The sequence below is a fragment of the Myxococcus hansupus genome, assembly GCF_000280925.3.
GTDB classification, from domain to species: domain Bacteria; phylum Myxococcota; class Myxococcia; order Myxococcales; family Myxococcaceae; genus Myxococcus; species Myxococcus hansupus.
In genome coordinates this window covers 2,224,469-2,251,140 of record NZ_CP012109.1, presented here as the reverse complement: position 1 = coordinate 2,251,140, position 26,672 = coordinate 2,224,469, and the positions used below count along the sequence as shown (strand labels likewise).

Here is a 26,672-nt window from a genome sequence, read left to right as displayed (position 1 = left end):
GTCACGTCAGCCCGAAGCGCTCCAGCTTCTTGAGCAGGCCCTGGCGTGACAAGCCCAGCGCCTCCGCCGTGTGCGTGCGGTTGCCATTCAGCCGCCGCAGCGCGTCCTCGATTTCACGCCGCTCCAGCGCTTCCACCTTCTGCGCCAGCGTGGCGGCGCCCGGCGTGGTGCTCGGCCGAGGGCGCTCGGTGCCGGTGAAGGACAGGTCTTCAGGCTGGATTTCGCGCCGCTCACCGGCCAGCACGGTGGCGCGCTGCATCTCGTGGCGAAGCTCTCGCAGGTTCCCCGGCCAGGCGTGCGCGAGCAGGGACTCCGCCGCCGCGTCCGACAGCAGCCGGGCCCGTCCGTCCGGGCACAGGTGCGCGCACTGGTTGAGGAAGTGCTTGGCGAGCAGCGGCAGGTCCGCGGCGCGCTCGCGCAGCGGTGGCAGGCGGACTTCGACGCCCTTCACGCGCCAGTAGAGGTCCTCGCGGAAGGCGCCCTCCTGGAGCATGCGGCCCAAATCCCGATGCGTGGCGGAGATGAGCCGCACGTCCACCTGGACAGGCAGGTCCGCGCCCACGGGGAGGATGTCGCCCGTCTCCAGGGCTCGGAGGACCTTCACCTGGAGCGACGGGGTCATGTCGCCCAGCTCGTCCAGGAAGAGCGTGCCGCCATCGGCCTCCGCGAAGAGGCCCCGGTGGTCCTTCGTCGCGCCGGTGAAGCTGCCCTTCACGTGGCCGAACAGGGCGCTCTCCAGCAGCGACTCCGGCAGCGCGCCGCAGTTGATGGGGACGAAGGGCCCCGCGTGACGCCGGCTCTTGAGGTGGACGGCGCGCGCGAGCAGCTCCTTGCCGGTGCCGTTCTCCCCGGTGATGAGCACCGGCAGGTCGCTGGCCGCCACGCGCTCCGCCATCGTCGTGGCCGCGAGGAACGGCGCGCTCTGCCCCACCATGGAGACACCGCCGGCCGCGCGCGTGAGCGACGTGCGCAGGGTCTCCACCTGCCGCTCCAGCGTCACCCGCGCGAGCGCCCGCTGCACGACGACGAGCAGGACGTCCGGGTCCACCGGCTTGGTGAGGAAGTCATAGGCGCCCAGCCGCACCGCCTCCAGCGTGTGCCGCGTGTCCCCTGCCCCGGACACCACGATGAACTTGGTGCCCGGCTTCGCGCCGAGCAGCGTCGCGAGCGACTCCAGCCCCGCGGAGACGCTGCCATCCGGAGGCAGCATCAAGTCGAGCAGCACCAGGGGGAAGTCGCGGGCGTTGAACGCGGCGCGGGCGGAAGGCCGGTCGGCCGCCTCCACCACCTCGAAGCCTGCTTCCCGCAGCAGCCCGCCGTAGATTTTGCGGAAGGCGGCGTCGTCATCCACGAGCAGCAACGGGTGCGGAGTGGACATGCGTGTCGCTCCCGCGTCAGTCCGGCAGCGGCGCCTGCCGCGGCGTCCCCATCAGCTCCAGCGCCCGCAGCGCGACCTGGATGAGCGTCTGGGCGCACGGCTCGCACCCACCGCCGCAGCAGCGCGGCCAGCGGCCTTCCGGGTTGCGGAGCAACGGCCGCACACAGGACTGGTAGTAACTGGGGAAGCCGAGCTCCTCGCTGGCGCGAACCAGCGCGGCTTCGAACGGCGGCGGCGAGGCGTTGGTGACGTCGGACACGGTGGAGACATAACAGCCACCGTGCCCGCTGCCCACCCGTCCCGCACGCCAGGGAGAGGCTCAGGGCGTGACGATGATACGCCCCCCCACCCGTGTGTCATTCGACTTCACGTGGTCCGGGGTGGAGAGGGGGAGGGCCCTCACCTGCGCGCCCACGTACCAGACATCTCCAGCATCCACGTTGGCGTACGCTTCGACCAGCACGTCACGACACGAACCGGGCCCGAGCGACATGTTGACCTCGCGCAGCTTGATGTCTCCCGGCATCTCGATGTGCTCGTCCCGCGAAAGGTAGGTTGTCAGCGTGGCGCCCCCGGACGTCAGGCCCTGATTGCAGACACGCACCGTCGGAAGGAAAAGACCTCCCCTGGGGACGCTGTCGGTAGCGCGGACCGATGTGACAGCGAAGTCGCCCCCGCGCCCCACGCCCAGGGGAGCGGAGAATGACAGCACCTTCTGCTCGCCCAGGGACCCGAAGGTCCAGGGCGCTTCGAGCTCCGCCACCAGCCGATAGCTCCCGTCCTGCCACGGGCTCGTGTCGTAAGGAATCTCGGAGGAGCCATCCAACCTCACCGACGCACAGGCACCACTCATGAGTCTCCCGGGCTGGCTCCTTCTCGGGAACTCAGCCACGGGAAAACCATCCTCCGTGCGCAAAAAGAATCTGATTTGGGGCCCATTCTGAGGCAGCGCGCTCCGGTTACACACCGTCGCAGTCGCATTGAAGCTGGTGTTCGCGCGAACCACCGTGGGGGCTTGCAAGGCGGTGATGTGCAGCCCGGTGATGGAAGCCACATGAAACACCTCGCCTCGTGCGAGGTTGTTGGACTCCACCACCTCTGGAAACGTGTTCGACTCATCGACCCAGGCCGTAGGCCGCCAGGCGCCCGCCTCCGGGGGGGATATCGGCTCCGCGATCAACGTGCTGCATTCGCCTGACCCCAGCGGTTCCACGGTCGGCTGCGCGCCCACCAGGAGCGGCAAGCCCTGGGTGTTCGGCTCCGGAAGGAAAGACACCCATACCGGTATCGGCACGTGGGGCAAGGCGATACTGCCTTTGTTGCAGACAGTGACCGCGACCTCCATTGTCGCCCGCGCCGAGACGACTGGAACCAAGGCCTGGACATGGGTGACCACCAGGTCGAGCCCTCTGCCAATCGCCACCTCCGGCCCCACGAGCACATTGTCGTCCAGGTTGAGTTCCTGCCCCGCAGGGGTGATGAGCTCCGTGCTTGCCTTCACGTAGAGCCTTCCACTCATCGCTTGCGCAGGCACCGTGCCCGTCACGGGAAGCACCACACAGCCCTTCTCGAGCGCCCCGAACACGCGGGTTCCCACGCGAGTGTCAGCCCCCGCGTCCAGGCCGTCCGACAGCGACACATGGAGCGCCAACCGCTCGGCGCGAATGCTACCGGTATTGCAGACCTTGACCTCCGTGGTGAACGGAGCACCAGGGACCAACGCATGCGTCAGCGGCGTGACACGGGTGACCCCCAGCTCCACCCAATCCCCCAGGCGAAGCACTTGAGACCTGCTGTTGTTGTCCGCATGGGCTTCGAGCTGGGCCCCCGCCGGATTCACCGTGGCCGTCAATCGCCAGCGCCCCGGTGCGTTCCCCGAGGAGCCCACCGCGTCGCTCCATTCGGTGCACTGGTTCGCGGCCAGCTCCGGGACATTGCGATGCGTGACGTTCAGCGCGCCTTGGTTCGCGGACTCGAGGGACTGGAGTTGAAAATGCACCTGAGTGGCGTGTGCGCGCGCCGTGCCCTGATTGCAGACCGTGATTCGGACAGGAAGGTTTCCGTCGCCCGGCTCCACGGCCGGAACCTTCAATGCGGCGACGACGTAGTCAGGAACCATGCCCACCACCTGAGCTGACACCGCGCTGGCATTGTTCGTCACGTCCTCCTCGAGCCGCCCGTCCGCCGAGGCCACGATGAACGCGAGGTACCCGCGGCCCGACAGTCCCGCCTGCGCGCCCAACGAGACTTGATCACAAGCCCCTGGCTCGAGCGGGACACCGAACAGCCAGCCCATCCGGGTGTCCTCGGTATCGACGTGGCTGTCGTTCGATCGGTACAGCCCCACCTGCGCCGTGCCAGCGCCCCCACCCCGGTTGCACACACGTGCCGTGGCCGTGAAGAACCCATGGGGATGAACCACGGAGGGCACCACCAGTGACTCGACGACGTAGTCCGGAGGCGAGTCGAACGTCACGGGCACGCCGTCGTGGACGTTGTTCACTTCCGACAGCTCGCGAACCCGTGCCTCCTTGTCCACCAGCGCCCCGACAAACCAGGTGCTCGTCCGAGCCAAGTCGCCCTGAACCGCGACCGGCACCGAGACACACGCCCCCGCGGCCAACGGTCCCGTCGGCACGGTTTCAAGCAGCGCGTCATCCTCGGAGAAGCAGGCATCCCGAGAGATGAACAACGTCACATCGGAGTGCGCCTCACGGCGCCCCTCGTTGCAAACCGTCACGTTCACCTGGAACGGCATCGCACCGTGAACCCGCGCCGGTGCGACCACGCCGGTGATGACGAAGTCGGGCAAGTCGCCCGCGCGAATTCCACTCACGGCCCCAGAGACACCACGCGCCGCCGGAGGCGGGCGGTTGCACGTCTCGAATTGGACCGGAGGCGCGGCAAGTGCTTCCCATGAAAACAGCGCGCACAACACGCCGCACAACGCAAACGACCTCTTCAACGCGATTCCTGTCGCCATGACTCCCCGCACGTCCGACGCAAGCCTCTCGGACTGTGACATTGGCGGCCCCAGGACGCGCTTTAGCACAAGGGCATGACCGCCGCTGCTACCGTCCATGGAATGCATCCCATGGAGGTGGGTGTCACCTACGCCCCACGCGTGACGTCACAGGAAGCGCAGGAGGACTTTCCTGCTTCAACGGGTTCGCGACGCGTCACACCGTTGCGCGTCACCACAGCGAGGACTGCGCGGGGAGCTCGGGCCGCGCCGTCGCCGGCTGGCACGTGGGACACCAGTAGGTGTTTCGTCCGCCAACCCGCTCATGAGCGACGACCGTCGCGCAGCGTGGACACGGAGCCCCCGCGCGGCCGAAGACATTGCGACGGTGTTTCGCAAGCCCTTGGACGCCAAAGAGGTCACGCTGCGTCCCGCGCAAACGCAAGCCCTCATCGAGCACCGCGCGAATGGCGTGGGTCAGCCGAACGCTCTCCGTGGGCGTGAGCGATGTGGCCAGGCGCCGAGGATCCACCCCCGCGAGCCACAGGCTCTCATCCGCGTCCCGGTTGCCCAGCCCCGCGACGACGCGCTGATTGAGGAGCACCGTCTTCAACGGGCTCTTGCGCCGCCGCAGTCGCAGGGCCAGCACGTCCGGCGTGAAGCCTTCATCGAGCGCCTCGGGCCCCAATTCGTCCAGCTTCAAGCGCGTGGACAGTTCATCTCCCCGTGCCAGCGCGATGCGCGCGTAGCCCAAGGTGTCCGTGAGCTGGAGTTCCTCACCGCCCTCCAGCCCCAGCACCACCAGCGTCGACGATGGACGCTCACTGCCCGCGGGCCGCAACGCCAGCTCGCCAAAGAGCATGAAGTGCAGCGCGAGCACCGTGCCGTCATCCAACGGCATGAGGATGAACTTCGCCCGCCGGGAGGCGGAGGTGACCTGACGCCCCACCAAGGCTTCGACAAAAGCCGCGGGCGCCGGGAAGCGGACAACGGATGGAACCCAGATTTCAGCGCCGGTGAAGCGACGGCCCACGACGGCCTGCCGCAAATCCCGGGTGATGATTTCGACTTCGGGAACCTCGGCCACGCGGACGTCTCCTCCGCACATGCATGGTGCGGAGACGGGCCGCGGCGCCACGAAGACGTTCCCACTGAGGCTCGCCTGGACGCCCACCGAGGCGAGGACACGCCGCTCCCCCAGCGTGCCGCGAGGCCCGCGCCACCTACGCGCGGACCTCCACCTCACAGACGTCACGAGCCACGTCCCGGACCTGAACCTTCACGTCGAGGAAGTGGGCCATCGTCTCGACCTGCGTCCGCGCATGCCCATCCAGCGGCAACGTGCGGAACGCGCCCACCTTCGCCAGGGCCAGCAGGAGGAGCAACTGGTCGCACAGGTGCTCGCCCACCGGCACCTCCGCGTCGAGATAGCGCTTCACCTCCGCCGCCACCTCCTCCGCCACGATTTCCGCCCGCTTCCCGCGCTCGCCAAAGCCGGTGAAGACCTCCGTCACATGCTCGCTCTCGACCTCGGCGACGAGCACGTTTCCGGGGCATGCCGAACGCTTCAACTCTTCCGTCCGGCATTCGAAGGGCCGCCACTTCAGCGCGGTGCCCGCGGCGTCCAGCTCCCGCTTCGCGACGTCGAACGGCACCATCGCGATGACGGCCTTCAAATCGCGGCGGAGCACACGCCCACGCTCCAGCAGGTGCAACGGCTTCAGCGGAGCGGGCCTGATGTCGACACGGAACTTCCCTCCCCCCGCGGGGAAGAAGCCGGGCTGCGTCAACGTGGCCTCCACGGACGGCCCCATGCGGTGCACCAACGGCAGGTAGGCGCGCTGGAGGAAATCGAACGGCGGCGCCATCGGGTTGTGCGTCCCCCCCTCGAGCAGCAGCGTGGACGGGCCTTCCGCAAGGAGCAGCGCGGGCAGCACCGTCTGCAACACCAGCGTCGCGCTGCCCGCCGTGCCCACCGCGAAGCGGTAGTTCCCCGAGGCCAGGGCGCGGGGACGGAACGTCAGCTCCCGCGAGCCCAGCTCCGCGCCCGACACCTCCGCGGCCCCCACCGCCTCGGCGGCCTTCACCGCCGTCAGGTGCTGGCGCAGCAGGCCCGGCTTCTTCCGGCCCGCGCGGATGTTCTCGATGGTGAACGGCGTCCCCGTCACCAGCGACAGCGCCAGCGAGGTGCGCAGCACCTGCCCACCGCCCTCTCCCTTCGACCCATCGATGCGCACCATGACCGCCTCCTTGCTGCTCGCCACTCACGAACCACCCGGCCTGCACTGACACCCTCGTGAAAATAGCGGCGCCCGCACTCCCCATCTTGGCGGCCTTTCGGCCTCTGGGGGAATACGGGCGCCTCGGTGTCTTCATCCCGGCATGGTCACCTCGCTGGCTTCATCCCTTCACACACACGACCTGCTTCAGCGTGTGGACCACTTCCACCAGGTCCGCCTGCGCCGCCATCACCGCGTCGATGGGCTTGTACGCAGCCGGCGTCTCGTCGATGACGTCAATGTCCTTGCGGCACTCCACGCCCTCAGTCGCCTTCGCGTGGTCCTCCACCGTGAACTGCCGCTTCGCCGCCGCGCGAGACATCACCCGGCCCGCGCCGTGGCTGCACGAATGGAAGCTGTCCGCGTTCCCCTTCCCGCGGACGATGTACGAACGCGCCCCCATGCTTCCGGGGATGATGCCGAGGTCACCCTCGCGCGCCCGCACCGCGCCCTTCCGCGTCACGAAGCAGTTCTTCCCGAAGTGGTGCTCACGGGCGATGTAGTTGTGGTGGCAGTTCACCGCCGAGTCCTTCAACTCGAACGGCGGCAGCTCACCGCTCGACTGCAGCGCCTCCACCGCGGAATGCAACATCAGGTCGCGGTTCGTGGCCGCGAAGTCCTGCGCCCAGCTCACCGCGAAGACGTAGTCGTCGAAGTGCTCCGTCCCCTCCGCCAGGTACGCCAGGTCGCCGTCGGGCAGGTTGATGAACCAGCGACGCATGTCCTCCTTCGCCAGCTCGATGAAGTAGCTCCCGATGCGGTTCCCCACCCCACGCGAACCGGAGTGCAACATCAGCCACACGCCATCCGACTCATCCAGGCACAGCTCGATGAAGTGGTTCCCCGTTCCCAACGTCCCCAGGTGCGCCAGCTCCGGCCCACGGCCGATGCGCGGGTGCTTCGCGACGATGCGGTCGTACCCCTCCACGAGCCGCGCCCATGCCTGCTGGTGCCGCGCCGGCGCCACACGCCACGCGCCCACGTCGTTCCGGCCACCGTTATCCGAGCGGCCGTGAGGAACCGTCCGCTCGATGGCCGACCGCACCCCACGCAGCGAGTCCGGCAACTGGTCCGCGCGCAGCGTCGTGCGCACGGCGATCATCCCGCATCCGATGTCCACGCCCACCGCCGCCGGCACCACCGCGCCCACCGTGGGGACCACGCTTCCGACCGTCGCGCCGTAACCGCGGTGAACGTCCGGCATCACCGCGACCCACTGATGGATGAAGGGGAGGCCGCGCAGGTTGCGGAGCTGCTTCTTCGCCTCGTCCTCGAACGGAACCCCCACCGTCCACGCCTTGATGGGGCGGCCCGCCTCGTCCGACAGCACCTCATGGTTCCCGTTGATGCGGCTCATCGTTTCCACCTTTCCAGTCGTCCGCCGGGCGCTGTGTCCCGGTCACGTGGCGGACGTAGAGCAGCCGGCGTGCCAAGCCCCCTTTCGAGGGGAGCGCGCCGGGCGAGGTGGAAATCTCTATCCCTTAGGATAAAAGCCTATCTCGATGGCGAAACCACGAGCACGCAAGACGGTCGTCCTCGGGATGCTCGGGACCACGTTGGACAACGGACAGGGCCCGCAGCGCTGGGCGCGGTGGCGGCCCACGGTGGCGCTGTGCCAGCAAGAGGACCTGCTGGTGCACCGGCTGGAGCTGCTGCACCCGCCCAACGCGACGGCGCTCGCGGCCACTCTGACGGGCGACATCCGTCAGGTGTCACCCGAGACGGAGGTGCGGTGCATTCCGCTGCCCATGCGGAACCCTTGGGATTTGGAGGAGACCTACGGCGCGCTGCTCGACTACGTGCGCGGCTATCCCTTCAATCCCGACACGGAGGACTACCTGGTCCACATCACCACGGGCACGCACATCGCGCAGATCTGCATGTTCCTGTTGGTGGAGAGCCGGCTCATCCCGGGCCGGCTGGTGCAGGTGTCGCCCGACCCGAGGGAGCGCGCGGGCGCGGGCACGCATACCCTCATCGACCTGGACCTGTCCCGCTACGACACGCTGGCGGCGCGCTTCCGACAGGAGCAGCGCGAGGGCCTGGCCTTCCTCAAGTCCGGCATCGACACCCACAACGCCGCCTTCAACCGGCTCATCGAGCGCATCGAACAGGTGGCCGTGCAGTCCCGCGCGCCGTTGCTCATCACGGGCCCCACGGGCGCGGGCAAGTCCCAGCTCGCGCGCCGCATCTACGCACTGAAGAAGGCCCGGCGCGGCGTGGAGGGCCCCTTCGTGGACCTCAACTGCGCCACGCTCCGCGGCGACGGCGCCATGTCCGCGCTCTTCGGCCACGTGAAGGGCGCCTTCACGGGCGCGCTGGGTGACAGGCCCGGACTGCTGCGACAGGCGAACAACGGCGTGTTGTTCCTGGATGAAATCGGCGAGCTGGGCGCGGACGAGCAGGCCATGCTGCTGCGGGCGCTGGAGGACAAGCGCTTCCTCCCCGTGGGCGCCGACCGTGAGGTGGAGAGTGACTTCCAGCTCATCGCGGGGACCAACCGCGACCTGCAACTCGAGGTCGAGCGGGGCCGCTTCCGCGAGGACCTGCTCGCGCGCATCAACCTGTGGACCTTCCGGCTGCCCGCGCTGCGCGAACGCCCGGAGGACATCGCCCCCAACCTCCTCTTCGAGTTGGACCAGGCCTCCGAGGCCGTGGGCACCCGCGTCACCATGAACAAGGAGGCGCAGTCGCGGTTCCTCGGCTTCGCCACGACGCCAGAAGCGCGATGGTCGGGGAACTTCCGCGACCTCAACGCGGCGGTGCTCCGCATGGCCACGCTCGCGGAGGGTGGGCGAATCACCCGGGACGTGGTGGACGAGGAGCTCGACCGCCTGCGCGAGCAGTGGCGTCCCGCGGGCGCGAAGGCAGGAACCCCCACGGTGGACCTGGTCGCGGAGCTGCTGGGCGACAACCTCGCCGCGGAGCTGGACCGCTTCGACCGGGTCCAGCTCGCGGATGTGTTGAGCGTCTGCCGGGCCTCGCGCTCGCTGTCGGACGCGGGGCGCGTGCTGTTCGCACAGTCACGCGCCCAGAAGAAGAGCGTCAACGACGCGGACCGGTTGAAGAAGTACCTCGCCCGCTTCGGCCTCACGTGGACGGACGTCAGCGGACGCGGCGCACCGGCTGGCGTGTGAGCCAGCCTTTCACAGCATCGGCATGCCGCGCGTCGTCACGCCCTTGCCCTGCGGCCCGGCGGTGGCGCCGGCCTTTCCGCCGAGCAGGTAGAACGACTCCTGCCGGGGCACGAAGAAGAACCAGCCGTCCTCCGTGAGATAGGCCGGGTCCTCCATCATCACGAACACCTTCTGCCCGTCCCATTCCGGCACCGCCGTGGCGGTGTTGAGCTCGATGGAGATGTACGAGCCCTTGCGCAGCAGCTTGGGCGCCTCCTGGCGGGTCGCCGCGCGGAAGTCGATGCTCGCGCCCAGCGCGTGGCCCTGGTTGCCCAGTGGGTGGCTGTAGATCATCGCCTCGATGCCCTTCTCCTTCATCTCCGCCATCGCCTGCTCGTAGACGTCCGCCGACGAGCGGCCCGGCCGGGAGGCGCGCAGCATGAGCGCATCCTGCAGCGTCATGGTGTTGGCCAGCGCGCGCTTCAAGCCATCCGGCACATCCGTCTCACCCTCGTTCAACACGTAGGCCATCTTCTGCCAGTCGGAATTCAGCCCCATGTAGGTGATGCCGAAGTCCACGTGCAGCAGGTCCCCCCGTTGAATGACGACGTCCTCCTTCGAGGGCGACAGGAAGCCACGCGAGGTGGCGCGGTCCATGCCCTTGCGCTGCACCCGCAGGTCCGGCTGGAACCAGGTGTCCACGCCCAGCTCCCACAGCCTGTCGTACAGGAACCGGCGCACGTCACCGACGGTCGTCTTCCCGGGCACCACCACCTTCGGTGAGAACGCCTCCTGCACCACCTTGTCCGTCAGGTGGACCAGCAGTTGGTAGTGCTTCCACTCCTCGGGAAGGCGCGTGTCCAGGTACTCCTCGATGAGCGGCGCCGCGCTCACGAAGCGCGCCTCCGCCTCCGCGCCCAGGGACTCCACCAGGAAGGCGTAGCTGTCCCGCGTCAGGCTGCGCGTCACGCCGCGCTTGCCGCCAATGCCCAGGGCAATCGTCTTGGGCTGGTAGCGCGCATTCAGGTCCGCGAGGACTTCCTGCGGCTTGCGGCCCTCCGCGGGCACCTCGAAGAAACGCTCCAGCGTGGCTTCGGAGTAGCCGGTGAGCGCCACGCGCTTGAGGCCTTCCGCGCCCGCGTCGACAAACACGAAGACGTCCCGGTTGCCGGCGTAGGGCCGCGGCGGGGCCACGAACTGGGTGAGCGGGTCGTCGTGGAACTCCTCGTTGACGACCACCCACATGCCCACGTCGTGGCGGCGCATCATCTCCAGCAGCAGGCCGTGACGCAGCTCGAGCCAGCTCTCGCGTTCGGCGATTTGCGCCGACCAGGGCAACAGCGCCGGCATCGTGGCAGCCGGGGTGTTGCGTCCCGTGGTGGAACAAGCGGCCAGAAACAACAGCGGCAAGGCCGCCCACTTCACGCACTTCATGCGAGGACTCCCATCAAGAAGGAGCCCCCACCGTACCTCAGGAACACCAGGAGGCCTCCGCCTCCAGAGCCCTTGGAGTCTCTGGAAGCGGAGGGCCTGGGGCGCGCTTCCTCCCCTCCTCCCTGGAATTCCGCGCTCCAGCCCTCTGGATGGACTCGGCACCAACGCCCGAGTCATAAGGCGTCGGTCCCCCCCGGTCCCGACGCGTCCATCCCTTGAGATGACGGCAGTCCCCCAACGCCGTCCACCAGAGCGGGGCCTTCCCCCCGCGCGCCAACCTCAGAAGCTGGCGATTTGAAACTCGAAGTCGAACGCCTCGAGCTCCATCCCCCCCAGGTCCTCCGCGTTCCCCCCCACTTCGACGACATCACCTTGTCCACCCGCCTGCCCAACCCCCGTGGCCCCCCCGTCCGTGCGCGCCCCCCAACCGCCGCCCATGGCGCCCCGCCCCTCCTCAGGTGCCCAGATACCGCTCGCATCCCCACGACCCCGCGCGTCACCACGAAACATCGCTCCCCCTTGGGAAGGCGCGCCACCCTTGCCCCCCCATCTCAAATACGCAGCCAGCCCTTTTTCTTGTGTATTCTGTTCAAAAAAATCCGGGGCGCCCCGACTGAGAGCACCCCGTGAAACCTGTATCGCCGTAACGATTCAGGAGAATCTGGGAAACGCATTGCCTGACATCAGGGTGTCTCGTCTGAACCACCCGGTGTCATCGGCGTATTCACAGGGAGCGTGACGGACATCTTCGAGGAGTACGGCGGTGGACCCGTCAGGCCCGGGGTGGGCTCCGGCGGCGGGTCATGTGGATTGATGCTCACCACCGCGCCATCCCGCTTCGGCTGCTTCGCGCCCTTCGTCACCATCGAATCCCCCTCTGTGCGGCATCGGCCGGGCCCGGCGGCATGCCTGCCCGCGGCCTCCACGCCCGATACAACGCACCGAGTCGGATTCCTTGGCGCTCATTCGAAGAGGAGGATGCCGTGGACCCAGTCCGCGCCGGGCTGGGTGGCCAGCCAGGTGCGCCGCTCATCCCGGAGCGCCAGGGCAGCGGGGGCCCCCGTCCGGATGCGCTCGCGCACCGCCTCGAAGAAACGGCCCGCGGAGTCGGGGATTTCCTCGGTGGAGGCCAGCACCGTGGCGGCGCCTGCTTCGATGAAGGCCACCGGCAGGCTGAAAGACTCATGAAGGAAGGGCATGGCCCGCGCCGCGCTGCACGTGGCCAGCAACACCAGCGGGGACTGGGCCAGCTTCAACGCACGCACCTGCGCGGCGGACAGCGCGTAGCGGCCATCCGTTTCAGGTGCGAGCACCACCAACGAAGCGTCCGACATCTCCGGACTGAAGGCGCCGTGGGCGTGGATCTCCACCTCGCTCGCCTGCTCCATGGCGGCCAGGACGCGGGACGGCGTGGCCTGCATCCCCGAGAGCTCCACGCGCCGAGGGTCCTTCATGGAGGGCGGCGCCAAGGGAGGCAACCGGGGCAAGCCGAGGGCCGAAGGGGCCTCCACTCCATTGATGACGAGATGCGGGCCCTCACCCGAGCCGCCCCCTGGCGGAAGCACTTGGGGACGGCCCACCCGGTAGGTCCAGGCGAGGTCCGCGGGGAGCAATCCCCGCAGGCCGTGAACGGGCGGCAGCGCCAGCACATCCACCTGCTCGCACCCGCGCAGCGCGGACTGGAGCGCGGGGGGCACCAGTCCATCGGCATCCTTGCCCAGGTGCGCCTTGCGGCCCGCGTCGAAGTGGCCTCGCAGCGCGCCTTGGGAATCACGAAGGGCCACCACCGAGCGCTCGTAATCCACGGCCACGCCCAGCACACAGCGGTCCGGCACGTCCACCCGCAACGCGGCCCCCATGAGCGACAGGGCCTCCCCCGAGTCACCACCGCGGCCCGCCTCATGTGCCAACACGTTGTAGGCGCCCATGCGCGTCTTCCGGGCGTCCACGTCGTCGGGCAAGGCCTCCGCCTGTGAGATGGCGCTCCGCAGCAGCTCCAGCCCCGTCGCGCGGTCGCGTTCGAGGAGGAACTGCCCCTCCGCGAAGCCCATCTGCGCGAGCTTTCCAGCGGAGGGCTCGGTCCGGCGCAACTCGGCCAGCGTGCGCCGGAGCAGGTCCGCGTCCTGACTGTCCGCGCCGAAGCGCGCCAGGTAGGACAGGAGCAACGCACCGGGCAACCCCAGCGGACGGCCACAGGATTGTGCGAGTTCCAACGCGTCCCGAGCCCCCTGCGTGTCGAACTCCGACCAGGCCAGGTACGCCAGGTTGCGGTGGACGTACGTCCGCTGCTCGCAGGAATCCGGCATGCGGGACAGCGACTCACGCAGGTACGCACGCGCGCTGGCGACATCCATCCGGTAACGGGCGATGTGCGCCAGCTCCTGGAGGAACTGCTGCTCCAGCTCCCACTCCTCCATTTCGCGCGAGGCCCGCCAGCCGCTCCAGGATTGCTCGAAGGCCTCCGCCGGACGGTTGAGCGCGAGGTACAGGTCCGACAGCCGCTTCTTCAACGTGGCGCAGCGGTACGAGAGCCCCTTGCCCTGACACGCATTCACCGCCGCACGGAGCCGGGCCTCCGCCTTCCACCACGCCCCATTGCGCTCGTCCTCGCTCGCGAGCTCGCGCTCGGCCAGCAGGGACAACCAGGGGTCCTCCGCCGCCTGGGACAGCCGGGTGAAGTCCTCCAGGTGGCGAGCGGCGGACACCGTGTTGATGAGCGCGCCGAGATACAGGTCGTCCTCACCCGAGAGGCGCAGCGTCTCCAGCAAACGCCCCGGTGAGGCCAGCTCTCCACGCACCAGCTTCGCGTAGTCCCGAGCCAGCGGCCCGCGATGGCTGAAGTCCTTCGCCGCCACGCGAAGCACGTAGCGCCGGAGCACGTCACCGCCCTGAACGCCATCCAGCACGTCCGCCAGTGGCAGCAGGCGCACGACCCACTCGCGCGAGGGCGCGGCCCGCACCGCATCGTAGAAGGCCAGCCGGACGATGCCTGGGAACTGCTTCGCTTCGTCCAACGGCAGCCGCGCCTGGGCATCCACCATCAGGTCCCGCACCGCCGCCCGCGCGCCCTTCCACGCCCGGCCCCGCGCCTGCGTCTGCTGCCGAAGCGCCCTCGCGCGGATTCGCGCCTCCTCGCTCCAGCCCGGCGCGCCCTGCTTCGCCACCGCGTCGAAAGCGTCCGCGGCCAGCAAGGTCAACCCCATCTCCCGCAGCACCAGGGCCCGGTTCCACTGCGCCTGGGCGTGGTCCGGAGCCTGCCGCAACACGCCTTCCAGCAGCGCCAGCGCGGTCTCGGAGTGGCCCTGCTCCAACGCGATGATGGCCAGGTCACTGTCCCTGTCGGGCGACGGTGGCAACCGCTGAAGAAAGTCCGAGGCCTGCCGCCAGTCCCCACGCACCAGGTACGCGGCGGCGATGCCGTGCAGGTCCCCCTGGTCCTCCAGATTCGCCAGCGCCCGCAGCGGAACCACGGGCGAGACAGCGGACACGCTCACCCCACGGACGCCCCCGGAGCGAAGTGGCACGAAGGGCCTGTGGCCATCCGCGCGCGCGTAAGCGACTCGGGCTTCGATGCGCCGTGAAGGCGACTTCGCGAGCCACACCGCGTCCTGTGCGTCTCGCGCGGACAGACGGAAGAAGAGCAGCAGGAGCACCGCCGTCGCCAGCGCGCCCCCTGCTCCGAGCAGGGCCCATGGGCCTCGAGAGCGCGACGGAAGACGGCTCGGCTCGGGTGCCGTTGGTGGCGGTGGCGGTAGCGGGACCCAATCCCAGGGCGCGGTGGCCTCGTCTGCGTCCTCCTCCAATGCCACCGGGTCGCCCATCGAGTTGAAACCCAGGAGCTCCAACTGCATCGCCTCGTGCAGGCCGGAAGCACAGGGGTCACAACGGGCGAGGTGGTGTCGGAAGTTCTCCTCATCCACCGGCGCCAGTTCGCCGTCGAGGAAGAGGGACAGGCGGTTGCATAACGGGCTCATCATGCGCCGCCTCCGCCATCACCACTCCCGATGAGCGGCAGCAGCAGCGCCTTCAACTCCTTGCGTGCCTGATAGAGCCAGCTTCCCACCGTGCCTTCGGGGACGCCCATGCGCTGCGCGATGGCGCGGTAGCGCAGCCCGGACGCGTGCAGCGAATACGCCTCGCGAACACGGGGGTTGGCGAGCTGAGCGATGGCGTTCCGGAAGTCCTGCTCGGAGATGTGCTCCCAGGACTCTTTCGCCTGCGGCTCGGGCGCCGCCACGGCGTCGCGCACCAGCCGCAGCTCCGGGCGGTCCTGCTCCAGCAACTCGGAGCGCCGCTTGCGGCACTGGTCGAGGAAGTGATTGGTGAGCGCTCGACACAACCACGCCCTGTAGACGGGCTCCGGCTGCGCGGAGAGCAGACCGTGGTGCAGCAGTCCTCGCGTGAGCGCCTCCTGCACCAAATCTTCGGGATCAATGCCCCCCTGACCGCACAACCGTTTCGCCAGGGCCAACAACATGGGCCTGACACGATGCGCGAACTCCTCGAACCCGTCGGGATGCACACCCGTAGTGTAGGCCACAGGGATACGAATGACTGTGGCAATGCGATGGCCGCTCATCGACCCGGCCTCCTTCCACGCCTCTCGAAACGTGGTCGGTGTCGATCCTTGGGAAGCCGTCGTGAAGCAGACTTAATCGCGTCAAGTTGCGATGCCTCACGGACACCGCCTCCACCCCGCGGGCCAGCTAGGCGACGGCGGCGGAAATCGATGCGGGCTGGGCCTGGGGCAGCGTCACTTCGAAGGCCGCGCCCCCCAGCACGTCCGACTGCCCCGCACGCACATCACCGCCATGCCGCTCGATGATTCCCCGTGCGATGGCCAGCCCCAAGCCCGTCCCCGGCCGAGGCCCCTCCCGCTTGCGACCCGTGACGAAGGGTTGGAAGAGACGCGGCAGCAGCTCGGGAGGAATGCCGCGCCCGCTGTCCTCCACCCTGACGAGCAGCCGACCAGCCGAGGCCTCGAACGTCACCTTCAGCCGGGGCGAGGGCACGTCACGCAGGGCGAGCAAGGCATTCTCGATGAGGATGACCAACACCTGGGACATCTGCGACTGGTCGGCCTCCAACGTCAGGGAGGTGTCGCCCTCCGAATCGAAAAGAACTTCGGGCGCCAGTTCGCCCAGTCCCTGTTTCGCGGTGGAGTAGGCCAGGGCCACGGTGGCGGCGAGGTCCACGTGGCGCAGGTCCAGCGGACGCGGCCGGCCATAACGAAGCAGCTCGTCCACGAAATGACTGGCGCGGTCGATCTGCTCCCGCATGGCGGCCACGGCGTCCGGGTCTCCGCCCTTCCGCTCCAGCAGCTTGAGGTGCGCCGCGAGCACGCCCAGCGGATTGCGGACCTCGTGGGCCACGGCGGACGTGAACTGGCCCAGCTCCGCCAGACGTGAGGCCTGGTCCGCGCGTGCTTCCTCCCTCGCGAGCGCCACCGCCAGGTCCGTGCCCGTTGCACGGTCCTTGAAGAATCGGCGGCCCAACCACTCCTGAAGCGCTTGTCGCACCGGCTCGAACGCGAGCGCGGAGAGCACCAGCAGGAAGAAGGCGCCCGCGCGGTACTCGGCCAGGAAGGGCTGCCCGCTGCCCGCGAGCAACGTCAGCACACCGAAGAGGAAACCCGCGGACAGCACCGCCGCGATGGCGGAGTACAAGAGGCTGCGCTCCAACAACTTCCGGTCCGCGGAGGGTTGATGCGCGTTGATGACATGCACCAGCACCAGCAGCGCCGCCAGCACCAGATACATGCCGAACGGCAACGCATACCCGCCCGACAGCAGCGTGGCGTTGCCGATGCTACCGAGGTACGCGAGCAAGCCCGCGATGCCCAGACTGAGGAGGACGGGCCGCCGCTCGGGAGCCGCGTTGCGGTAGGAGCGCGCCAGATGCGCCAGCGGCACCAGCGCCGACGCCACGGCCAACGCCATGGCCGGCCAGAACAAGGGCCCTCGATGCATCGCCAGCGGCCCATGGAGGGTGTCGGGCAGGAAGACGCCAATGCCCGTCACCACCACCGCCACGCCGTACGCGAGCACCACCAGGCGATAGGAGCGCTGCTCCGTCACGTCATAGGCGGAGTGCAGGTACGCCGCCGCGACGAAGGCGCCGCTCGCCACGAAGCGCTCGCCCACCCAGGACAGGGATGGGATGCAGAGGAGCAGCAGCGCCGCGGTCCACACCGCCGTCGCCAGACAGTAGAGCGCCAGTCCCCGAGCGTTGTGTCCCCGAATCGCGGCCGTGAAACACAGCAGCAACGAGACAGAGAGGACCGGCACGAGGCTGTAGGCGAACAGAGGCCCCATGCGCGCACTGTGACAGACCTGGGGCCCGAGCGCTCGACGCTCAGCGAACGGTCGAGAGGAACCCGTCCAGCAAGGCGTTCACCGTGTCCGGCGCATCCAACTGGACCCAATGCCCCGTGCCCTCCACCTTCTCGTGGGGCAACGCCGGGACGAGGCGATGGTACGAGCCGGGATCCTCGTTGAACGCCGTCACCACGGACAGGCGGGGACCTCGGTAGGCCCGCAGCGGCGCCACGGGGTCGAAGGTCAGCAGCGCGCCGAGCCCACCTCGAACGCTAGCCTGCGACGTCGCTCGCATCTCGGCGAGCACCCGCTCCCGCACTTCGGGGCGGGAGGGCGCCAGCATCGGGGCCCAGGCCTCCTCCACCACCGCGCTCCACGCTTCCGTGGCGAGCACTCCCATCCACCCCTGGGCCTGCTCCTCCGGAATCATCCGCCCGTCCGACGCCGGGTCGAGCAGGAACAGCCCCGCGACCCGCTCCGGGTGCGCGCCCGCGTACGCCACGCACACGGCGCCGCCCAGGCTGTGCCCCACCAGCACGAAGCGCTGGAGGCCCAGCCCCTCCACCACGCTGCCCACGTCCTGGGCGAAGTCCTCCACCGAAAACCCGCCATCGCGCGGCAACTCCGACTTGCCGTGCCCGCGCAGGTCCAACGCGACGGCCCGCCGACGCTTGCGCAAGTGCGCCAACTGGGCCGCCCAGTGCGTGGTGTTGCCGGCACTCGAGTGGACGAACACGACCGGCAGCCCACCCACCCCACCGTCGTCGACATTCAGCATTCCCTGGGACCCCATCATGACGGCCTCCTCCGGCCTGGAAGCGCGCGGTTTCCCGCGACGTGATGCTTGTGGAGTACGGCCCATCCCTGACAGAAACTGTCAGCAATGACACGAGTCGACCGGGTGATGCGTCTGATGGACTTCCTGCGGGGCCGCGAGGCGACGACCGTGGCGGAGATCGCCGAGGCGCTCGACGTGAGCGGGCGCACCGTTCACCGGGATTTGGCGACCCTCCGGCAGCGCGGCATTCCCGTGAGCAGTGACACCGGGCCGGGAGGTGGCGTCCGGCTCGAGAGGGACCGTGGCGTGGCCGCCGTGCATTTGTCCCAGGAGGAAGTCGTCGCGCTCTGGCTGGCGGCGAGTCTCTCCTCCACCGGCTCCACGCTTCCGTGGGGCAACGCGGCGCGCTCCGGACTCCAGAAGCTCTTCGCCAGCGTCCCCAAGGAGCGCTCCCGAGGCATGCGCGAGCTCATCCGCCGCGTGGTGGTGAGCCGCCCCGCGAGCGCCCGGGTGCTGGCGGACGTCGGCAAGCCGCCCGAGGAGCTGCTCGCCGTCTTTGAACGCGCCTTCCGCGAGCAGGTGTGCCTCTCCTTCGACTACCGCGACCGCCACGGCAACTCGAGCCGACGCTGCGTGGAGCCGCACGGCCTGCTCGTCGAGTCTCCCGTCTGGTATGTGCTCGCGCGGGACGTGGAGAAGTCCGCGGCGCGAATGTTCCGCATGGACCGCATCCGCCGCGCCCGCATCGTCCCCGACCGCCCCTTCACGCCGGACATGGACGGGCTTCATGCGCAGGTCGAGGCCCAGCGTGAGCAGGCCCGCGTGCATGCCCGAGAGGACCGTCCGTCCAATCCGCCGAAGTGAAGCCCATCGGCCTTCTCCGGCCATCGAGCCGCTCCCCGGCCACGGGACGCTCGAAGTCAGGGCGCTGGCGCCCCTGTCCGCCCGAGCAGCGCGTTGCACGGTCAGGCATCGGGCCGAGGAGGCTCTCGGTTCGCCGTGTCCCGTGCGTCCAGCGACGTCCGCGCGAGCAGACTCTCCGTACGCCGCGTCCACCGAGGCCGTCACCGGACTGTGCTTCCAACAACGTCCGCGGGTAGGCTGCGCGCCCGCCGGAGCCGGAGTGCGCGCCGGAGTCGCCAGGAGTCACACGGTGCGGTACTTCGCCATGGTCGCGGCCGGGGCCACCCTCTGGGGGTGCTGGGCGCTCTTCTTCCGTCCCGCGGGGTTCACCGGACCGCAGAACGCCGTGCTCGTGCTCACGGCCATGTCGCTTCCGGCGCCGTTCCTGTTCCGACGCGACGCACTGCGTGACCGACGGGCCACGCTGGCCCTGCTCGTGGTGGCGCTCGCGGACGCGGCCAACACCGCCCTCTTCTTCGCCGCCATGGAGCGCGGGCCCGTCTCGGTGGCCGTGTTGACGCACTACCTCGCGCCCTTGTTGCTCGCGCTGTTGGCCCCCTGGGTCCTGGGTGAAGAGCGCTCCACGCGGGCCCTCGTGGGGGTCCCCGCGACGCTGGTGGGTCTTTCGCTGCTCATCGGCCGTCCGGACCGGGACTTCTCGGGCATGACGGCCCTGCTGGGCGCGGGCAGTGCCTGCTTCTACGCGGTCATCGTCCTCGCGGCGAAACAGGCGGCGCGGGCGTACTCCCCCATGGCCGTCACATCGCTGCACGCGCCCATCTCCGTGGGCGTCCTTCTGCTCGGCTTCGGTCCACGTGCACTGCCACCCACGGTGGATGAAGGCACGCTCCTCGTGCTCGTCGGTGGCGTGGTTTGTGGCCTGATTGGAAACATCCTCTTCCACACCGGTCTGAGACACGTCCCCACCACGGCCACGGGGGCGCTGACGTACCTGGAGCCGCTCACGGCCTCGCTGGTGGGCTGGGCCTTTTTCTCGGAGACGCTGACGCCGCTGGCGCTGGGCGGAGGCGTGTTGGTGCTGGTGGCGGGCGCCTGGGTGGCGGCCGAGCGACGTGCGACCCTCCCGCCCGTCACCGTGCCTGCCGACACACGTTGACGGCGCGCTCCAAATCACCGCTTGCATGCGTGGGGAGTCCTTTGGTCCTCTTGGGTCCCCGCACACACTCCTTCCACCGTTCCTGGCGACGCCGTATGCCTATGGAAACCGCAGCCGACAGCCGTGAGTACCGCGTCGTCTTCTTCTGTCCCGCGTCGAGCGCCCGGCTCGAGCGGCTGGAGGCGCCCGTGCGTCGGCTGCTCTCTCGCATCCACGCGCCGCCCGCGGAGCTGGCGCCGCTCCAGGAAGCCGGCGCGCTCACCGAGGCCGGTTGGCAGGTGTTTCTCGTCCGCTCGCTGACGGAGCGTTCGGCCGCGCAGGCCATGGCGGCCTACGTCAGCGAGGCCACATGCGCGCTGGCTGCGGAGCTGGACGCGGAAGTGCTGGGTCTCTACGTGGACGTGTCCGGGGACTCCGCGCGCATCTGTCGCTGTGGCCCCGAGGACGGGCCGGAGACCTTCGCGGGGCGACGTCAGGCCGCGCTCAACCGCACCGCGGAGTGGCTGGAAGTCACCCCCGTGAGCCTCTCCGCCCTCTTCCACCTCGACCTGCCCGACGCGGAATACGAGCCGGACGCGGATGACCGCTTCGTCGAGGAGAAGCTGCGCGAGGCGAAGGTCCTCATGGAGCGCTACCGTCAGGGCAAATGAGGTCTCGAACGCCCGAGGACCTCGCGGGCCGTTGCCCTCGCTGCTTCCTCCCCCTGTCCCTGTGTCTGTGTGCCGACGTGCCGTGCATCACCACGCGCACGGAGCTGCTCATCGTCCGGCACCACAAGGAGACGCTCAAGTCGACGAACACGGCGCGCATGGCGGAGCTCGCGATGCCGCGTTGTCGCATCGTCTCCTATGGCTCGCCGGGGGTGCCCTTCGATGCCTCGGTGCTGGAGGGCGATGACACGTGGTTGCTCTTTCCGGACGCGCATCAGACGCCCGAACCCGGTGCGCCCCTTCCCTCAAGGCTCATCGTGTTGGATGGGAGCTGGGGACAGGCACGGCGAATGGTGCAGCGCGTCCCCGCGCTGCGACGGCTGCCCGGATTGAAGCTGCCCCCACCGGCCCCAGACTCCCGGCGACTGCGCCGTCCGCCCCATCCGGATGGCATGTCGACGCTGGAGGCCATTGCCGGTGCGCTCGCGCATCTCGAAGGCGAGCACGTCGCGCAGCCGCTCTATGCGCTGCACGAACACATGATTGATCGCGTCATGGCGAGCCGGGGCCGGAGCATCTAGAGCGCTCGACGCCCTCGGCATGAAACCTCCACGCTGGGGGGCGCCGGGATTCAGCGTTCCGTCAGCGCGTCCAGCTCCGCGATGAGTGCGGGCACATCGCCCCGAGGAATCGTCCGACACGGCTCGAAGCCCGCGGCGCGGTCCGTGGCGATGACGGGGATGCCGCGTGAATGCGCGTGCGCCAGCTCACTCACATGACTCTCACACCACGCGGGCGCGAGCACCACGTCCACCCGCTGGAGCGTGCGCTGGACCTCGGCGGTGACGGTCCGCACTCGCGGGTGATTCAAGTGCAGAGGGTCCGTGCCTTCCGCGGGGCGCAGCCAGAGGGTCCACTGGGGCCGGGCGTCGAGCACCGCCAAGGCTTCTCGCACGCCGCAGCGTGCGAGTGCGGGCCCCGCGAGCAGCGCCACGTGAGGCCCTGGGTGACGACGCAGTTGGGCCACCTGGGTCGACTCACGGTCCGGAGGAAAGTGCAGCCTGCGGAGCTTCTCCGGAGCGTGCCCGGCCCACTTCAGCCGCTCGAAAGCGAGTTCACTCCGCACCCAGATTTCATCCGCGAGGACGCGCTCCACCTCCTGCCGTGCGACGTCCTCCGCCGAGGCGCGGTGGTTGCGCAGGAAGGCCTCCTCCGGGTGCTTCACGGCCGCGGCGTCCAGGTCCTCGTGCAGCGCCCTCAAGGAGGGCAGGTCCTCCACCAACACGCAGCGCGCACCCCGGCGGCGGGCCGCCGCGAAGACCTCCCGGGCGCCCAGCGTTGGCGCGAGCACCGTCTCCACCGACACCGGGAGCAGCGCCGCGGCCGACTGCGCCCACCGCCTGCGCAGGGAGAACCGGGCTTGGAAGGTCGCCGCCGTCGAGCGCGCCACCACGCGCAACCCCACCTCCATCGCCCCCCAGCCCGGCAGGCCCCAGACGCGGTAGCCATCGGGCACCCGCAGCGTCCGGCGAGTCCAGGCACGGTGCAAACGGGAGGGAAGTGGCGCCCAACCGGGCAGTCTCGGCCGTGCCCAGGGCGCCAGCACCTCCGCCTCGTGCGTGAGCAGCGATTCCAGATGAGAAAGCCAGGGAGCGGGCTCCGGTGCGAGCACCAGATTCATGGCGCCGGGACCTCCGACCGAGGAACCTCGACGCGGGCGTGACAGGCGGTCTCCCCGCACGTGATGCACGTCCGCTTCCGCGCTTCGGGGTTCAGCAGGCGTCGCCGGTTCTCCGCGATGGTGCGCTCCTCGAGCACGGCACCAGAGCCCGTGTCTTCGACCCTGCGCACGATGCGGTTGATACGAAGGGTTCCCTCGGGGAGTTCGAGCAGGGACTCGTCCTCGGACCACAGACGTGAGCGCGTCCGGGGAGCATGCGCCCCGTGGAGGGACAGCCGCAGCTTCCCATCCAGGACGCGGGCTCCGAGCCTCACGGGCCCCTCGCGCGGAGCCACCACCAGGTCCACATAGGGCCAGGCCACCGTGGCATCCATTCCCCACAGCGTGCCCGGCGGCGGGGGCACCGCCTCCATCGTGTGCCCCCAGCGCTCCAGGATGTGCCAGCCCTGGCGCGCGGCGAGCTCGAAGAGCGCATTGGCCAACAGACAGATACCGCCACCGATGGACGGCGTGAGACAGCCGCCGCTCAGCGCCAACCCATGTCGGTAGCCCTTGCGCGCGGACAGCCGCCCCAGCGTGCGCCAGAATGAGAGGGGCCTGTCCGGAGCGAGGAGGAGGCCATCAAAGGCCGGAGCCGCCAGACGCACGTTGTGCTTCTTCCCCGCTTCCAGCACCGGATCCGCATCCGCGTCCGCGCGCTCCAGATTCACCGTGTGCGAGCCGAGGAGCACGCCCTTCTCATGCATGGGCGCCAGGACCGGGCGCGGCCAACGCTCGGGCGTCGCGGACCACCGCACCAGGCGGTTCGCCTGGTGCATCACCTGCTTGCTGCGCCGCCACAGCAGCGCGTGGGCGGATAACTCCAGGAGCCGGGGTGCGATGGGAGATGAGGGCATGGCCGGACGCTATGCAAAGCCAACGCCGGGCCATTCCGCAGGCACTGCGGCCGCGCAGACACACTCCGTGGAGGGACCGGCACGCCGTCGTCCCCAGCGGGAGCGCGCCTCAGCGGACCTTGTGGTCCTTGATCATCTCCAACTGCGTCTCCACGCTCAGGTCCCTCGAACCGAAGTGGCCATAGGTGTTGTAGACCTTCTGGCCGTCCTGCCCCGGAATGGGCGAGGTGTACTTCGCGAGCCCCATGCCGATGACCTGATCCGACTGGGACCAGATGCTGTAGACGTGCTCGCCTTCGAAGCCCGACTCGGCGTTGAGGTCCTTGAGGAACGCTGACTGCGGATGCAGGCCCGTCTGCCGGTTGGAGGTGGGCAGGAGGTCGCCCGTGAGGACGCACGAGGCCAGGCCCTGGTTGGCGCCCGCGATGCCCACGAAGGTGTCCACGGAGCCTGTCAGCGGCGCGCCGAGGTCGTAGGAGCCCCCTCCAGGATAGGGGTCGAAGCCGTCACCGCCCTGGATGGCCTTGCGCGCGAGCGTCACGCCCATGGAGTGCCCGATGACGTCCACCTTCTCCGCCCCGGTGTACTCCTTCACCGCCTGGATGAAGGCACGAACCTCTTCCTTATACTCGCGCGAGTGGTGCTGCTGGCTGGCGAGCATCGGATTCTGCGGCCCCCACGTCATCGCGTACATCTCCGAGGGCTTGTAACCCTGGGACGCGAAGTGCTCGATGGACTTCTCCCACCCGGCGGCGCTGTCACCATTGCCGTGGATGAAGACGACAGGCTCGTTCGCGAGCTTCTCGCCGGGCCGAGCGCGGCCTCCGAAGGAGGGCACATCCCCCTGGGCGAAGGCGTAGCCGCCATAGCCGTTCTGCTGCAGCCAGCTCTTGAAGTCCGACGAGAAGCGCGAGTCCCTCGTCACCTCCACGGGGGCCGACGACTCCGTGGCCGCGCGGGCGGCAGGAGTCGTCTTCGGACGCGTCCGGGCCGAGATGGGCTGCGTCAATGGTGGCTCCTGGGGGGAATGGAGGGACTACGAATGTTGTCACACCCAGCCGGGAAAAGTTTCCAGCAGGCAGAGAAAAAGGCGCGCGGTTTGTAGACACGCCCAAACGAGCCTGGCAGCGAAGCGTGACACCAGGAATTCCCCGCTGCTTCGGAGGCACCCGGTAGCACCGGCTGTTAGGCTTGCCGCATCATGGCCGGTGCATCTCCCTCAGGAACCGAAGCAGCCAGCGCGCAGTCCTCGGACACGGTGGTGCTCTTCGACGGCGTGTGCAACTTGTGCAACGGCACGGTCCTCTTCATCATCGACCGGGACCCGCAGGCGCGCATCCGCTTCACCGCCCTGCAATCCCAGCGAGCCGCCGCGCTGCTGGCGCCCCACGGCGTCGTGCCCAAGGAGGAGCCTGACAGCTTCGTCCTCCTGCAGGACGGCAAGCTGTACGAGCGGTCCACGGCCGCGCTCCGCGTCGCCCGGATGCTGAAGGGGCCGTGGCGTTTTCTCTACGCCTTCATCGTGGTGCCCCGGCCGCTGCGCGACCTCGTCTACCGAATCATCGCGCGCAACCGCTACCGCTGGTTCGGCCGTGAAGCGCAGTGCCGCATCCCCACGCCCGCGCTGCGGGCCCGCTTCCTCCCCGAATCGTCCACCTGACGGTCGCGTCGGGACGACCCCGGCCGCGCCCTCAGCAGGCGTTGACGTCCTCGCAGCGAGCCTTCTTCATCTCCGTCGCGAAGGGACTCGGAGCCAGGAAGCCGGTGACCCGAGGCTTCGTGAGCACCTTGCCCTCCGGCGAGATGAACGCGACGGTGGGCAGGCCCTCGACGCCGAAGCGCTCCAGCAGCGCGTCCAACGAGTCCTCGCTGTTCGTCGCATCAATCTTGATGTTGAGGAAGCGCCCCGCGTCGGACTCGGAGATGACCACCGGCGCCGGATACGTGTCGCGGTCCAGTTCCTTGCAGGCCGCGCACCAGTCCGCGAAGAAGTCGATGAGCACCGGCCGCCCATCCTCCTTCGCCTGGGCGAGCACCTGGTCGAAGGCCTCGGGAGAGAATGTGGCCTGCTTCGCCGGCATGACGTGATGCCACTGCCAGCTCGGCGCGCGCGGCGGCTTGGCGAGCCCCAGGTTCACCCACAACGTGCCCACCTGCCCGCCGTCCAGCGCGCCGCCGCGCAGCACGAGCGCCCCGACGACGAGCACCACGCCCAGCGCCTTGAAAAAGAACTCACGCGAGCCCTCCTTGAAGGAGCGGTGCACCGCGCCCAGCGCCACACCCACTGTCACCAGCACCGCGGCGATGATGGCGCCCGGCACCCGGCCCACCTGAAGCCCCAGCCCCTTCACCACGTCACGCGCCCAGGGGAAGGCATCCTTCAGATAGCTGAAGGCCAGCGCCACCAGCATGATGCCCAGCACGCTCTTCACCCACTCCATCCACACGCCGCCGCGCGGCAGCCGCACGGTGAAGACGCCGATGAGGAAGAACGGCACGCCGATGCCCAACGCGTAGACGAACAGCAGTGACGCGCCCAGCGTGGTGTTCGCCGTCTTGGCCACGAAGGCCAGCAGGCCCGTCAGCACCGGCCCGGTGCACGGCGCGGCGAGGAAGCCCGACACACTACCCATCAAGAACGCGCCCGCCACACCCGCGCCGCCCACGTCATTCAGCTTCGTCTGCAAGGACGACGGCAGCGCCAGCTCGAAGGCGCCGAACATGGACGTGGCCAGCAACAGCAGGAACACCGCCAGCCCCGTCACCACCGCCGGGTGCCCCAGCATCGAACCGAACGCCTGTCCCGTCTTCGCGGCCAGCACGCCCAGCGCGCTGAACACCACGCCCATGCCCACGATGTAGGACGACGTGAGGAGCAGCGCGCGCCCCCGGCCCTCCGCCTTGCGCGCGCCGAAGACGGACACGGTGATGGGGATGAGCGGATAGACACAGGGAGTCATCGCGGTGAGCAATCCGCCGGCGAACACCACCGCCGCGCCCACCGCGAGACTTCCGGATTCCAGGAACCGCGCGGCATCCAGGTTGGCGGTGGGGCCCGCGGGCAGCAGCCACGGCACCACGGCCACCGCCACTCCGGCCAGCACCGCCATCACTCCCAGCTTCTTCGCATCCATGCGCGCGTGACTCCGTGGTCGCAGGCC

23 protein-coding genes are annotated in these 26,672 nt (G+C 69.2%); 6 read left to right on the top strand and 17 right to left on the bottom strand.

Going from position 1 to position 26,672, the window contains the following annotated elements:
• Position 1: 1 nt before the first annotated feature.
• The 6 genes from A176_RS09250 to A176_RS09225 all read right to left on the bottom strand — a co-directional run bounded on the left by A176_RS09250 (position 2) and on the right by A176_RS09225 (position 7,976).
• Positions 2-1,378: a sigma-54-dependent transcriptional regulator gene (locus A176_RS09250; protein WP_002637530.1), complete on the bottom strand. Its 1,377-nt coding sequence runs from the start codon at positions 1,376-1,378 to the stop codon at positions 2-4.
• A gap of 16 nt (positions 1,379-1,394) precedes the next feature.
• Positions 1,395-1,673, bottom strand: a complete 279-nt coding sequence (locus A176_RS09245) for a hypothetical protein (protein ID WP_002637529.1) — start codon at positions 1,671-1,673, stop codon at positions 1,395-1,397.
• A 24-nt stretch (positions 1,674-1,697) separates the two neighbouring features.
• Positions 1,698-4,214, bottom strand: coding sequence for a CARDB domain-containing protein (locus A176_RS09240; RefSeq protein WP_002637528.1), 2,517 nt, complete (start codon positions 4,212-4,214; stop codon positions 1,698-1,700).
• Between the two features lie 358 nt (positions 4,215-4,572).
• Positions 4,573-5,427: an Fpg/Nei family DNA glycosylase gene (locus A176_RS37855; RefSeq protein WP_002637527.1), complete on the bottom strand. Its 855-nt coding sequence runs from the start codon at positions 5,425-5,427 to the stop codon at positions 4,573-4,575.
• A 136-nt stretch (positions 5,428-5,563) separates the two neighbouring features.
• Positions 5,564-6,580 carry an RNA 3'-terminal phosphate cyclase gene (rtcA, locus tag A176_RS09230; protein ID WP_002637526.1) on the bottom strand — a complete coding sequence of 339 codons (1,017 nt, stop codon included), beginning with the start codon at positions 6,578-6,580 and terminating at the stop codon, positions 5,564-5,566.
• Positions 6,581-6,740: 160 nt separating this feature from the next.
• Complete coding sequence (locus A176_RS09225; protein ID WP_002637525.1) at positions 6,741-7,976, bottom strand: RtcB family protein; 1,236 nt, start codon at positions 7,974-7,976, stop codon at positions 6,741-6,743.
• Between the two features lie 145 nt (positions 7,977-8,121).
• Here A176_RS09225 and rtcR point away from each other — a divergent pair, with 145 nt between their 5' ends.
• Positions 8,122-9,756: an RNA repair transcriptional activator RtcR gene (gene rtcR, locus A176_RS09220; RefSeq protein WP_002637524.1), complete on the top strand. Its 1,635-nt coding sequence runs from the start codon at positions 8,122-8,124 to the stop codon at positions 9,754-9,756.
• A gap of 9 nt (positions 9,757-9,765) precedes the next feature.
• Here the strand turns inward: rtcR and A176_RS09215 are convergent, their stop codons facing one another.
• The 7 genes from A176_RS09215 to A176_RS09195 all read right to left on the bottom strand — a co-directional run bounded on the left by A176_RS09215 (position 9,766) and on the right by A176_RS09195 (position 18,282).
• Complete coding sequence (locus A176_RS09215) at positions 9,766-11,169, bottom strand: M24 family metallopeptidase (protein WP_002637523.1); 1,404 nt, start codon at positions 11,167-11,169, stop codon at positions 9,766-9,768.
• A 279-nt stretch (positions 11,170-11,448) separates the two neighbouring features.
• On the bottom strand, positions 11,449-11,607 hold the full coding sequence (locus A176_RS39285; protein WP_021781469.1) for a hypothetical protein: 159 nt from the start codon (positions 11,605-11,607) through the stop codon (positions 11,449-11,451).
• A 245-nt stretch (positions 11,608-11,852) separates the two neighbouring features.
• Positions 11,853-12,035: a hypothetical protein gene (locus A176_RS37850; protein WP_002634251.1), complete on the bottom strand. Its 183-nt coding sequence runs from the start codon at positions 12,033-12,035 to the stop codon at positions 11,853-11,855.
• A gap of 96 nt (positions 12,036-12,131) precedes the next feature.
• On the bottom strand, positions 12,132-15,146 hold the full coding sequence (locus A176_RS09210; protein ID WP_002634250.1) for a CHAT domain-containing protein: 3,015 nt from the start codon (positions 15,144-15,146) through the stop codon (positions 12,132-12,134).
• Positions 15,143-15,748 (bottom strand): RNA polymerase sigma factor, encoded by a 606-nt coding sequence (locus A176_RS09205; RefSeq protein ID WP_044890611.1) that lies wholly within the window; start codon positions 15,746-15,748, stop codon positions 15,143-15,145. The genes A176_RS09210 and A176_RS09205 overlap by 4 nt, the downstream gene beginning before the upstream one ends.
• Before the next feature lie 127 nt (positions 15,749-15,875).
• Entirely contained in the window at positions 15,876-17,483 is a 1,608-nt protein-coding gene (locus tag A176_RS09200) for a sensor histidine kinase (protein ID WP_002634248.1), read from the bottom strand.
• Between the two features lie 40 nt (positions 17,484-17,523).
• Positions 17,524-18,282 carry an alpha/beta fold hydrolase gene (locus tag A176_RS09195; RefSeq protein ID WP_002634247.1) on the bottom strand — a complete coding sequence of 253 codons (759 nt, stop codon included), beginning with the start codon at positions 18,280-18,282 and terminating at the stop codon, positions 17,524-17,526.
• Between the two features lie 87 nt (positions 18,283-18,369).
• Between A176_RS09195 and A176_RS09190 the strand changes: the two genes are divergently transcribed.
• The 4 genes from A176_RS09190 (at position 18,370) to A176_RS09175 (ending at position 21,515) form a co-directional block, all read left to right on the top strand.
• Entirely contained in the window at positions 18,370-19,128 is a 759-nt protein-coding gene (locus A176_RS09190) for a helix-turn-helix transcriptional regulator (protein WP_044890612.1), read from the top strand.
• 289 nt (positions 19,129-19,417) lie between these two features.
• Positions 19,418-20,284: a DMT family transporter gene (locus tag A176_RS09185; protein WP_002634245.1), complete on the top strand. Its 867-nt coding sequence runs from the start codon at positions 19,418-19,420 to the stop codon at positions 20,282-20,284.
• A gap of 101 nt (positions 20,285-20,385) precedes the next feature.
• Positions 20,386-20,934: a hypothetical protein gene (locus A176_RS09180; RefSeq protein WP_002634244.1), complete on the top strand. Its 549-nt coding sequence runs from the start codon at positions 20,386-20,388 to the stop codon at positions 20,932-20,934.
• Positions 20,931-21,515, top strand: a complete 585-nt coding sequence (locus A176_RS09175) for a tRNA-uridine aminocarboxypropyltransferase (protein WP_044890614.1) — start codon at positions 20,931-20,933, stop codon at positions 21,513-21,515. The genes A176_RS09180 and A176_RS09175 overlap by 4 nt, the downstream gene beginning before the upstream one ends.
• 50 nt (positions 21,516-21,565) lie before the next feature.
• Here the strand turns inward: A176_RS09175 and A176_RS09170 are convergent, their stop codons facing one another.
• The 3 genes from A176_RS09170 to A176_RS09160 all read right to left on the bottom strand — a co-directional run bounded on the left by A176_RS09170 (position 21,566) and on the right by A176_RS09160 (position 24,520).
• Positions 21,566-22,615 carry a hypothetical protein gene (locus A176_RS09170; protein WP_002634242.1) on the bottom strand — a complete coding sequence of 350 codons (1,050 nt, stop codon included), beginning with the start codon at positions 22,613-22,615 and terminating at the stop codon, positions 21,566-21,568.
• A complete protein-coding gene (locus A176_RS09165) occupies positions 22,612-23,511 on the bottom strand; it encodes a VanW family protein (protein ID WP_002634241.1) in 900 nt (299 codons plus the stop codon). Before A176_RS09165 ends, A176_RS09170 begins: the two co-directional genes overlap by 4 nt.
• A 109-nt stretch (positions 23,512-23,620) precedes the next feature.
• Complete coding sequence (locus A176_RS09160) at positions 23,621-24,520, bottom strand: lipase family protein (protein ID WP_002634240.1); 900 nt, start codon at positions 24,518-24,520, stop codon at positions 23,621-23,623.
• Between the two features lie 192 nt (positions 24,521-24,712).
• Between A176_RS09160 and A176_RS09155 the strand changes: the two genes are divergently transcribed.
• The gene (locus tag A176_RS09155; protein ID WP_002634239.1) at positions 24,713-25,171 is read left to right on the top strand and encodes a thiol-disulfide oxidoreductase DCC family protein; all 459 of its coding nucleotides are present in this window, start codon (positions 24,713-24,715) and stop codon (positions 25,169-25,171) included.
• Positions 25,172-25,202: 31 nt separating this feature from the next.
• Here the strand turns inward: A176_RS09155 and A176_RS09150 are convergent, their stop codons facing one another.
• A complete protein-coding gene (locus tag A176_RS09150; protein WP_002634238.1) occupies positions 25,203-26,645 on the bottom strand; it encodes a protein-disulfide reductase DsbD family protein in 1,443 nt (480 codons plus the stop codon).
• Positions 26,646-26,672 lie beyond the last annotated feature (27 nt).